The organism is Cupriavidus sp. SK-3 (assembly GCF_000611145.1).
In the GTDB taxonomy this organism is placed as follows: Bacteria; Pseudomonadota; Gammaproteobacteria; order Burkholderiales; family Burkholderiaceae; genus Cupriavidus.
Genome location: NZ_JFJV02000041.1, coordinates 1 through 10,689, shown reverse-complemented (window position 1 = coordinate 10,689; position 10,689 = coordinate 1). Strand labels below are relative to the sequence as shown.

Genomic DNA, 10,689 nt, shown 5'->3' with positions numbered 1-10,689 from the left:
GTACACCTTCACGGCTCGCTTCGCATCGCGGATCGGTGTGGCCCGCCCTTGCGGGCGCTCCACACGGCTACACCAAATCGGTGATCTGACCACTGCGCGTGTCCTTGAAATTTCTCGGCTCCTCGGGGTCTCAACTCTGTCTCCTGTCTCCTGTCTTCGCTCGCTAGCCTCGGCTGGTGATGCATGTTTTTCCCTTGCCCAATCTTTGGGTGAAGGGGAAGAACCGTTGCCAAATAGGCAACAAAATTCCGCCAAGCTTACATTGATTCGGGGGGCTGGAATTGCGAATAATGTGCCTGCGGCAAATTCGCCCGGTTGCCAGTCGATACAGCGCGCTGATTTCGATTGCCATGCCAGACCATGATCCCCTTTCGAGCAAACAAGCATGAAACCCTTCGCTTCAATCCTGGCAGCCGCAACCCTGGGCGTGATCTGCCACCACGCAGCCGCCGCGCCACAGGATCCTTCGTATCCGGCCAAGCCCGTCAAGATCGTGGTCGGCTATGCGCCCGGCGGTTCGTCCGATGCCGTGGCCAGGCTGGTGGCTAACCGGCTGTCGGAGAGGCTGGGACAGAGCTTTGTCGTGGAGAACCGGCCCGGTGCTGCCAGTAATATCGCGGCGGCTGGCGTGGCGCGCGCGCCCAACGATGGTTACACGATCCTGCTGGGTTCCAATGCCAGCACCATCAATGTCTCGCTGTACAAGAAGCTGCCCTTCGACTTCCAGAAGGATTTCGCGCCGGTGGTGCTGCTCACGCGCTTCCCCAATATCATGGCGGTGAATCCCTCGGTGCCGGCGACCACGGTGGCGGAGTTCATCAGCTATGCCAAGGCGCACCCGAAGGGGGTGTTCTTCGCTTCGTCCGGCGCGGGTTCGTCGACGCGTTTGTCGGCTGAGTTGTTCAAGACCATGGCGGGCATCCAGATGGAGCACGTGCAGTACAAGGGCAGCGCACCGGCGCTGACGGATCTGATGGCGGGCCAGGTGCAGGTGATGTTCGATACGGCGCCGTCCGTCATCCCGCTGATCAAGAGCGGAAAGCTGCGCGCGCTGGCCGTCACCAGCGCGAGCCCGCAACCGTTCGCGCCGGAGATCCCCACCGTCGATGCAAGCGGGCTCAAGGGGTATGAGGTCACGTCGTGGTACGCCTTGTTCGTGCCCGCCGGCACGCCGGCGGGTATCGTCGATACGCTGAACAAGGAGGTCAACGCGATCATGGGCGAGAAGGATACGCGGGATAAGCTCGCTGCCATGGTGGCCACGCCGGGCGGCGGTACGCCGGAAGCGCTGCGCCAGCACGTCGCGGCGGAAATCACCAAGTGGGGCGCGGTGGTCAAGGCCTCCGGCGCCACCGCGGACTAGGCCGGCGGATCATGCGTGTTTTTACCGGGTCGCTGGCTACCGAGACCAATACTTTCGCCCCCCTGCCCACCTCGCTGGATGCTTTCGTCGACCGGGGTTACTATCCCGCCGGCACGCATCCGCCGGAGATGACCGTATTCAGCGGGCCACTGTGGGCCGCCCGCCAGCGTGGCCGCGAGCGCGGCTGGGCTGTGATCGAGGGCATGGCCGCCGGCGCGCAGCCGGGCGGCATCACCACGCGCCATGCCTATGAAACGCTGCGCGACGAACTGCTTGGCGACCTGCGCCGGGCGCTCCCCGTCGATATGGTGGTGCTGGGGCTGCATGGCGCCATGGTGGCCGATGGCTATGAGGATTGCGAGGGCGACCTGCTGGCCCGCGTGCGCGCGCTGGCGGGCCCCGGCGTGGTGGTCGGCGCCGAACTGGATCCGCATTGCCATCTGTCCGATGCCATGGTGGCGAACGCCGACATGCTGGTGGCCTACAAGGAATATCCGCACACCGATATCCGCGAGCGCGCGCTGGAGCTGGTGGATTTTTGCGCGGCACAGGCCGAGGGACGCATCACCCCCGTGGCGGCGGTGGTGGACTGCGAGATGGTCGTCACCATCCGGACCAACCAGGAGCCGGCCAGGAGCTATGTCGACCGGTTGATGGCGCTGGAGGGCCGCGACGGTATCCTGTCCATCTCCGTGGCGCATGGTTTCCCGTGGGGCGATGTGCCCGAAATGGGCACCAGGCTGCTGGTGTACGCGGACGGCGACGCGGGTGCCGCGCAACGGCTTGCGCGGCGCCTCGCCGACGAGCTGATTGGCATGCGAGAGCAACTGACGCCAGCCTGCCCCGGGCCGGACGAGGCCATCGACCAGGCGCTGGCGTACGGCGACGCGCCCGTAGTCATCGCGGACGCGGCCGACAACCCCGGCGGCGGTGCCGCGGGAGATGCCACGTTCATGCTGCATCGCCTGCGCCAGCGCGGAGTCGGCAACGTGGCGGTGGGCCCCCTGTGGGATCCCGTCGCCGTGCGCATTGCCTTTAGCGCCGGCGTGGGCGCGCGCCTGCCGCTGCGCATCGGCGGCAAGGTCAGCACGATGTCGGGAGCGCCCATCGACCTGGTGTGCACCGTGAAGGCGCTGGTCCCGGACATGGTCATGACAGGGCTGTCAGGGGCGCCGGCCGCGGTGGGAAACGCGGCGCTGGTGGAAGCGGAGGGCATCGAGATCGTGCTGATCACGCTGCGCGCCCAGGCGCTGGATACCGATGTGTTCACGCAGCTTGGCTGCCGGCTGGAGGACAAGACGCTGATCGTGGTCAAGTCCGCGCAGCACTTCCACACCGCGTTCTCGCGGATCGCCCGCCATGTCATCTATGCGGACGCACCGGGCTCGGTATCGCTCAACCTGAGCGCACTGCCCTATCGCCGCGCGCGCCGTCCCAAGTGGCCGATCGACGGATAAATGGGCGCTTGAACAGCCGCGCGAATGGCCGCTTGGATGTACGCTTGAATGTACGCCTGAATGTACGCTTAACCGGACACGCAGAGGCTCGCCTGGACAAAAGAAAGCGGCGGACGCACCCAGACCGCGCGCCCGCCGCTTTCACCGTATCAGGCCGCTATCAAGCCTTCTTTACCCAGGCGCTGCACCAGCCTTTGGTGGCAACCTGCTTGCCCGCGAAGAGCGGGCAGCCGCCGCTGGCATCGGTCGCCTTGCCCTGGAAGAGCTGGCAGTTGCCGCAGTGCTGGGTGGCGTCATGCTTGGGATATTTGGCTTTATCGACTTTGGTGGTATCCGCCTTGTAGCCAAGGCCGACCGCCTGCGGGTCTTTTTCATCGACCATCGGGCCGCCGCCCTGCGCCCGGGACGCCAGGGAAACACCCAGGGCGCCTGCGGCCGCAATAATGGGAATGCCTTTCAGGAAATGACGACGAGTTGACATCTTTCTATCCTTTTTGTGGGGGACAAACTGGGCGGGGCACGCGCCGCGCGCAACAACGCAAGGCGCCGGCCCCAGCCATCGGCGCACCCATGAAGGCGCGCGCCGGATACCGGCCCGGACGCAGCCACATCACAGCAAGGAAACAAAGTGTCGGACACGTTGGCTCGAGGCTCGCATGGCTCGCACCAGCAGCCGCCGTCCTGGCCGGCTCCTGGCCTGTATCCCGATTGAGTTTAGACGACGGCGATTACATGGACATTGCGCGTAGTCATGAACGCTGTGGATCGGTGGCGCATGCGCCCTGCGCGGATGCCCTGGGTCAGGCGGGCAAAATCGCCGGCAGAAACACCCTAGCTGCCGCCGCCTACCTCGGCGATCGAGCCATTGGGCGCAACGAGGTAGAAGTTCGCGCCCACCCCGACCCAGTGACGGCCTTTGGTTGGCTGCGGCAAGTTGTACTGACGCCAGTCATCCACCACATATTGACGATCGCGGTACTCGGCGGGTAGCTTGTCGCCCTTTTTCCATTGGCCCGGCACGCTGCGCGTGTTGTTGCCGGCCGGGGCCATGCTCGCATCCTTGGATGACGGTGACTGGTATCGATACCCACCGCCGGTGCCGGAGGCCGGCTGCGCAAAACAAGAGGCCGAGACCAGGAACCCGCCGGCAAGCAATACGCCCGGCAGCAGTCTGCTTCTCATGGTTTTCTTCATTGAGCACTCCTTTTTATTGGCCGCAATGGCCCTGACAGGTCATCTCCTACCGGGCGATGCCACGGGCAGCCCACGCGACCGGTGTGTCGCGAAACAGGGGCCCGCAACTTCAATGCCCGGATTAAGGATAGTGGCTATGGGGACGGATGGGGACGGCAAGCGCCGGAACCGGCGCCCGCCAGCCGTGCGCAGGCCTGCAGGGACAGGTTGCAGAAGGGCTGCAGAAGGGCCGCGGAAAAGCGAAACGGGGAAATATCTGCCGGGAATGTAAAGATTTCTGCCAGGATGGAAACACAAAGGAGCGCCGGCATCACAAAAAATGACGCCTGAGGCGTCATCACCGGAGCGTGGCGGAAGGCTGCGGAAAGCTGCGGGAAGTGGCGGGAAGACACGAACATGCCTTGCACCCCCGCTCCACGCGCAGCAAACACTACAACGGCCTTGCCTACGCGTGTGCGCCCCGTAGCACGCCGGCAAAACGGGCTTGCGCGGGTGCCATGTCGTCTGGCGTGGCGTCCAGCTTGAACTCGTCCACCGCGGCCTGCAACTGGTGGGCCTGGTCCGCCAGGGCCGACGAGGCAGCAGCGGCCTGCTCCACCAGCGCGGCGTTCTGCTGCGTCACCGCGTCCATTTGCATCACGGCTTGATTGACCTGTTCGATGCCATCGCTCTGCTGCCCCGACGCCACCGCGATCTCGCCGAGGATGGTGGTGACCTGCCGGGAGGCGGTCACGATCTCGCGCATCGTCTGGCCAGCGTGCTCCACCCGCGCCGAGCCGTTGCGCACCTGCTCCGCGGAGTCGCCGATCAGCCCGCGGATTTCCTTGGCCGCCGCGGCGCTGCGCTGCGCCAGGGTACGTACCTCGCCCGCCACCACCGCAAAGCCCCGCCCCTGCTCGCCCGCGCGCGCCGCTTCCACGGCGGCGTTGAGCGCCAGGATATTGGTCTGGAACGCGATGCCTTCGATCACATCGATGATGTCGACCACCTTCTTGGAGCTGGCGCTGATCGCCTGCATGGTGTCTACCACCTCGCCGACCACGGTGCCGCCTCGTTGCGCGATATCCGAGGCATTGGCCGCCAGTTCGTTGGCCGCGTGCGCGCGCTCGGTATTCTGTTTGACCATGGCCGTCAGCTCGCCCATGCTCGACGCGGTTTCCTGCAGCGCCGCAGCCTGTTCCTCGGTGCGCTGGGACAGGTCGGTATTGCCGGCCGCGATCTGCTTCGAGGCGTCCGTGATCGAATCCGTCGAGTCCTTGATCCGGCTCACCAGGTCGGTGAGCATGTCTTCCATCTCGCCCATGCCGCGCAGCAGACGGCCGAACTCGCCCTGGCGCTCGGTTTCGAATTCCTTGCTGAGGTCGCCGGAGGCCACGGTTTCGGCGATAAAGACGGCCTCGCCCAGCGGTTGCTCGATGCTGCGCGCAATGCCGTGGGTACAGGCGGCGCCGACCAGCAGCGCGGCCAGCCAGAGCCCGAACATCCAGGCTCGGGCGGAGTCGGCGCCCTGCCCGACATTCCCGGCCGCCGCGTCCGGCGGGGCATTGAGCCCAATCGCGATCGCAGCCGCCATCAATATCAACACCACCGCGAAACCAGCGCCAAGGCGCATACGGGTGCTCAGGTTGGCCAGTGCCGTCATTGCTGCATCTCCCCTTTTTAGTAGACTTCGCCTGCCTCGTCGTCTGGGTAACGGCGACGCGCGGAGAAACTTTAGGGGAATTGCCAGATGCCGCCTTCCAGTGGCATTCAGGCGGGACGCTGCTCCGGCGCCATCCCGCCATCCGCCCGGCTACCGGCGGGAAAATGCACGCCGGCGCGCTGGGCGGCCCGCACGATGTGATCGGACATGGCGCGCTGCGCGAGGCTGGCGTCGCCCGCCGCCAGGGCGTCGATGATGGCGCAGTGCTCGGTGTAGGTGGCATGGCGGCTGCCGCGCTGGTAGAACGGCAGGCGCTGGCTTTCCTGCATGACGTCGGTGCTGTTGCGCAGGATATCGGCAATCGCGCGGTTGCCGGCGATGGCAATGATGCGCATATGGAATTCGAAATCCAGCCGGGCGGCCTGGGTAAAGTCGGACGCATCGATGCACGCCCGCATGGCTTCGGCGTTCTCGCGCAGGGCGCCGATATCTTCCGGCAACAGCGCCGCCGCGGCCAGCCCCACGGTAAAGCTTTCCAGCGCGAAGCGCAGCTGGTAGATATCGGTCAGCGAATGCGATTTCGAGAAACGCCACTGCGGCGGCGCGCCGTCGGCGGCATCGGCGGCCACGTACACGCCTTTACCGGGTCGCGAGACCACCAGCCCCAGGCCCTGCAGGGTGGACAGCGCCTCCCGCAGCGAGGTGCGGCTGATGCCGAGCTGCTCGGCCAGGTCGCGTTGTGAGGGCAACAGCGAGCCGGCCGGATACTTGCCGCCTTCGATCCACTCGCGGATGAGGGTCGCGGCGTTGGCGGAGATGGCGGTGGCTGTGACCATGGCGGTGATGGAAACTCCTGCGCTGGATGGTGTTTATGGCAAAGGGCAAGGGAAACTGCCGCGGGCGCCAGCGCTGGCGCCGGATCGACGGCAAATTGTACTCGACCGCCACCTGGAGATCTAACGGCAGCCACAAGCGCCTGACGTCAGGATCAAAGACCGAAAGGCTGATAGCCAAAGGCAGTAATTACCCTGTTTTCGTAGGATTGTTCGCAGGATTGCGCATCGCCTCCCCCTGGTCCGCGACAGCCTGCAGCGGCGGCACCGCGGAAAGCTTGTCGGGATTGCGCACGACATAGACAGCGGTGATGCGGCCCGCCTCGATGGTGAAGGACTGCGCCGACTCGATCCTGCCGTCCACATAGCGAAGGAGCCCAGGCATGCCGTTGATCCGGGCCAGCCGGTAGCGTACCTTGCCTGGCTCCGCGTGCCCGAGCGACCAGAAGACGCCGGCGATACGCGCGGCGCCGCGCAGGATACGCCCGAACGACGGCACCTTGCCGCCACCGTCGCTGATCAGCTCGGCATCCGGGCTGATCATCGCCTTCATGGCGGCCCGGTCGCCGGTGCTTGCGGCCTGCATGAAGCGGGTCAGCAGTTCGCGATGCTCCTGTGGCGATACGTCGTAGCGCGGGCGGCCTTCCCGCACGCGCTCACCGGCGCGGTGCACGATCTGGCGGCAGGCCGCTTCGGTCTTGCCGAGGATCGAAGCGATTTCCCCATACTCCAGATCGAATGCCTGCCGCAGCAGGAACGCCGCGCGCTCGTCGGGCGAGAGGCGTTCCAGCACCCAAAGGAACGCCACCGACACATCGCTTGCCAACTCCGCCGCCGCCTCCGGCGTGTCCTCATGCGACTCGACCAGCGGCTCGGGGAGCCACCAGCCGATGTATTTCTCCTGCTCGCTCTTGCGCGCGCGCAGGCGGTCGATCGCGAGCCGCGTCGTGACCGTGACCAGCCACGCTTCCGCAGAGCGCAGCTCGGCCTGGTCTGCCTCGTGCCAGCGCAGCCAGGCGTCCTGGACCACGTCCTCGGCGTCGGAACGGGTACCCAGCATGCGATAGGCAATCCCGAAAAGACGGGGCTTCAGTGCGGTGAAAGGTTCGGCGGAATCCATAAGTCATATGCGAGAAGATCACCCCCAGACGTTCCGGCAACGCGTTTTGTGACATCCGGGCGAACGACTGGCACCGCGCGGGGGTAACACCGGGCGTAAAGAGAACCGGAGAAGATCTAAAGCAAAAAATATTGCAGCCGCTGTCACAAGCCGGTTGCCGCCGCCGTCTTACGGTCATGGCAGGCGCGCAGGGCGCCTGCCGGACCCGTCGAAACGGATTGAAAGGCAAAAATCATGACTGCTGCACGTATCAACTTTTTCCAGCTCGCCCCGGCCAACCTGAAGGCGATGATCAATTTCTCCGCCTCCGTCAAGCAAAGCTCGCTAGGGCCCCGCCTGGTGGAGATGGTGAACCTTCGCGTCTCGCAGATCAATGGCTGCGGCGTCTGCATCGACATGCATTGGCGCGACCTGATCAAGCAGGGCGCGGAACCGCGCCACCTGAATGCCATCGCCGGCTGGCGCGAGGCACCGTTCTTCAGCACTCGCGAGCGCGCCGCGCTGGCCTGGGCGGAAGCCGTCAACGCGCTGCCGCACCGCGACGACACGGATGCCGTCTATCCCGAATTGCGCGAGCATTTCAGCGAGAACGAGATCGCCGAGCTGTCCTACGCCATTGCAGCGATTCGCGGCTGGAATGCGATGAACCTGAGCCTGCGCAACCAGATTCCGGAAAATCCGGCTCCGGGCTTCTGATCGCGCTGCCGGTCCGGCTTGTGATGGCGCGGCGCCGCCGCGCCTCGCCCGGAGCGCCGCCTGCGCCATGCAGACCGGAGCCATTGCGTCGCGCAAAGGCTCGATCTGCCAGCTCACCGACCGGGCCATGCCGTACCTTACTTGTTCACCAGCCGCGCAGGGACGGTATAGGTGAGCGCCGCGCCACAGAGCAGCACGCCGGCCAGCACGAACATCGCCAGGTTGGTGCTCTGCGTCGCATCCTTGATCAGGCCAATCATGTAAGGGCTGACAAAGCCGGCCAGGTTGGCGAACGAGTTGATCATGGCGATACCGGCAGCGGCCCCTGCGCCGGACAACAGCGCGGTGGGCAGGCTCCAGAACAGCGGCGAGGTGGCCAGGCTGCCGCCGGCCGCCAGCGCCAGGGCCGCGAGCGACAGCGCCACGTTGTCGCTGAAGACCGCGCTCAGCGCCAGCCCGGCGGCGCCGCAGCAGAATGGCACGATCAGGTGCCAGCGGCGTTCGCGCATGCGGTCCGAGCTGCGGCTGACCAGGATCATCGAACACACCGCGACGGAAAACGGGATGGCGGTCAGCAAGCCGATATTCAGCGCGCCGGTCACGCCGGACTGCCGGATCAGCGACGGCAGCCAGAAGGTCAGCCCGTACTGCCCCATCACCGTGCAGAAGCAGATGCAGGCCATCTTGATGATGCGGCTGTCCGAAAAAAGCTGCCGCATGGTCATTTGGCCACCCTTCGCCGCGTTCTCGCTGGCGATATTGCGCTCCAGCAGGTCCTTCTCGGATTGCGTCAGCCAGCGTGCCGAACGAATATTGTTATCGAGATAGGCCAGCACCGCGAAGCCGACCAGCAAGGAAGGCAGCGCTTCGATCAGGAACATCCACTGCCAGCCGCGCAGCCCCGCGACGCCCTGCATCGACTCCATGATGAACCCCGAGAGCGGGCCGCCGAAAATACCCGAGACCGGGATGGCGCACATGAACAACGCCACCATGCGGGCGCGGCGGTGCGACGGGAACCAGTAGGTCAGGTACAGGATCATGCCGGGATAGAAGCCGGCCTCGGCCGCGCCAAGCAGGAAACGCAGCACATAGAACTGCGTGGTGGTCTGCACGAACACCATCGCCGCCGAGATCAGGCTCCACATGATCATGATGCGCGAGATGGTGGCCTTGGCGCCGATCCGGTGCATCAGGATATTGCTCGGCACTTCGAAGAAGAAGTATCCGATGAAGAACAGCCCGGCGCCCAGCCCGTAGGCGGACTCGCTGAACCGCAGGTCGCCCAGCATGTGCAGCTTGGCAAACCCCACATTGACGCGGTCCAGGTAGGCCACGACATAGCAAAGCATCAGGAAAGGCAACAGGCGCCATGCGACCTTGCGGTAGACGGCGTTTTCCTGCGCCGCCGCATTGGCGGCGGCCGGCTCGGGGGCTAGCGATGGGGCGGTGGTCAGGGACACAGCAGTTTCCTCCTCGGGTGGCGTGGCACTTCGCTTAACTGGTATTACCAGTATGATTTCTAATGGATGGCGAAGAATACGTCCGCATTGTGCTGTGGAAAAGCAGCGTAAACCCGGAATTTAAGTGCCTTGACGCGGGGTCGGGCTGACGCGATACTAGCCTTACTGGTATTACCAGTTGGACAACCCAATCGGAAAGCCGCCTTTCACGGCGTCCCCATCACCCTGACCAAGAGGAAAAACGTGTCTGCTCCCGACGAGACGGCGATCGTGCGCCCAACACCCGCCCACGCGCCGGTGCCCTTGCGAGTCGAGCCGCTGACCGCGGCTGCCTTCGCCCCCTTTGGCAACGTCATCGAAAGCGAAGGGCACGCGCCGATGGTCATCAATGGCGGCATGACGCTGCGCTATCACGACCTCGCCGGGATCGACGTCGGCGCGCAGGACGGCCGTGCGCTGATCAACTTCTTCGACGCGCAGCCCTATGCCCTGCCGCTCGCCATCGCGTCGATGGAACGACATCCGCTGGGCAGCCAGGCCTTCGTGCCATTGGACGAAACCGCCTTCCTCGCCGTCGTGGCGCCGGGCGGCGGCCAGCTCGACGAGTCGGCTATCCGCGCCTTTGTCACCAATGGCCGGCAAGGCGTGAACTACAAGCGAGGCGTCTGGCATCACTCGTTGATCGTTACGCGGGGTCCGGCGCGATTTCTGGTGGTGGATCGTGGTGGGGAGGGGCACAACTGTGATGTCGCTGAGTTGCGTGGCAAGTATTTGATTGCGGAGTGAGTGGGTTGGTGTGTTGCTATGCAGGGCTGCAATTGGCTTGCTTCCGGCGCCGCTGGCGCTTGAGGGCTGCGGCTTAACGGCGAAGTCAAAGGCTTAAAGTCGAAGTCAAAAGCTTAAAGTCAAAGGCGGTTTCAC

The 10,689-nt window shown here is 65.0% G+C and carries 10 protein-coding genes and 1 pseudogene; 4 read left to right on the top strand and 7 right to left on the bottom strand.

Annotated elements, in window-relative coordinates:
* Positions 1-385 precede the first annotated feature (385 nt).
* Complete coding sequence (locus CF70_RS04530; RefSeq protein WP_035860979.1) at positions 386-1,363, top strand: tripartite tricarboxylate transporter substrate binding protein; 978 nt, start codon at positions 386-388, stop codon at positions 1,361-1,363.
* 11 nt (positions 1,364-1,374) lie between these two features.
* Positions 1,375-2,820: a M81 family metallopeptidase gene (locus CF70_RS04525; protein WP_035860977.1), complete on the top strand. Its 1,446-nt coding sequence runs from the start codon at positions 1,375-1,377 to the stop codon at positions 2,818-2,820.
* A gap of 160 nt (positions 2,821-2,980) precedes the next feature.
* Here the strand turns inward: CF70_RS04525 and CF70_RS04520 are convergent, their stop codons facing one another.
* The 6 genes and pseudogenes from CF70_RS04520 to CF70_RS04500 form a co-directional block, all read right to left on the bottom strand.
* Positions 2,981-3,301: a high-potential iron-sulfur protein gene (locus CF70_RS04520; protein WP_035860975.1), complete on the bottom strand. Its 321-nt coding sequence runs from the start codon at positions 3,299-3,301 to the stop codon at positions 2,981-2,983.
* Positions 3,302-3,651: 350 nt separating this feature from the next.
* Entirely contained in the window at positions 3,652-4,002 is a 351-nt protein-coding gene (locus CF70_RS04515; RefSeq protein WP_035860987.1) for an RcnB family protein, read from the bottom strand.
* Positions 4,003-4,148: 146 nt separating this feature from the next.
* Positions 4,149-4,421 carry a hypothetical protein gene (locus CF70_RS35650; protein ID WP_152561688.1) on the bottom strand — a complete coding sequence of 91 codons (273 nt, stop codon included), beginning with the start codon at positions 4,419-4,421 and terminating at the stop codon, positions 4,149-4,151.
* 38 nt (positions 4,422-4,459) lie between these two features.
* Positions 4,460-5,656, bottom strand: a complete 1,197-nt coding sequence (locus CF70_RS04510; RefSeq protein ID WP_035860972.1) for a methyl-accepting chemotaxis protein — start codon at positions 5,654-5,656, stop codon at positions 4,460-4,462.
* Positions 5,657-5,763: 107 nt separating this feature from the next.
* Complete coding sequence (locus tag CF70_RS04505; protein WP_051648035.1) at positions 5,764-6,492, bottom strand: FadR/GntR family transcriptional regulator; 729 nt, start codon at positions 6,490-6,492, stop codon at positions 5,764-5,766.
* 259 nt (positions 6,493-6,751) lie between these two features.
* Positions 6,752-7,609: pseudogene (locus tag CF70_RS04500) on the bottom strand (RNA polymerase sigma-70 factor); the annotation flags it as partial.
* 231 nt (positions 7,610-7,840) lie between these two features.
* Between CF70_RS04500 and CF70_RS04495 the strand changes: the two are divergent.
* The gene (locus tag CF70_RS04495) at positions 7,841-8,305 is read left to right on the top strand and encodes a carboxymuconolactone decarboxylase family protein (RefSeq protein ID WP_152561687.1); all 465 of its coding nucleotides are present in this window, start codon (positions 7,841-7,843) and stop codon (positions 8,303-8,305) included.
* Between the two features lie 137 nt (positions 8,306-8,442).
* Here the strand turns inward: CF70_RS04495 and CF70_RS04490 are convergent, their stop codons facing one another.
* Positions 8,443-9,762 carry an MFS transporter gene (locus tag CF70_RS04490; RefSeq protein ID WP_414629422.1) on the bottom strand — a complete coding sequence of 440 codons (1,320 nt, stop codon included), beginning with the start codon at positions 9,760-9,762 and terminating at the stop codon, positions 8,443-8,445.
* A 249-nt stretch (positions 9,763-10,011) separates the two neighbouring features.
* Here CF70_RS04490 and CF70_RS04485 point away from each other — a divergent pair, with 249 nt between their 5' ends.
* Positions 10,012-10,554 carry an ureidoglycolate lyase gene (locus CF70_RS04485; protein ID WP_081862016.1) on the top strand — a complete coding sequence of 181 codons (543 nt, stop codon included), beginning with the start codon at positions 10,012-10,014 and terminating at the stop codon, positions 10,552-10,554.
* Positions 10,555-10,689 lie beyond the last annotated feature (135 nt).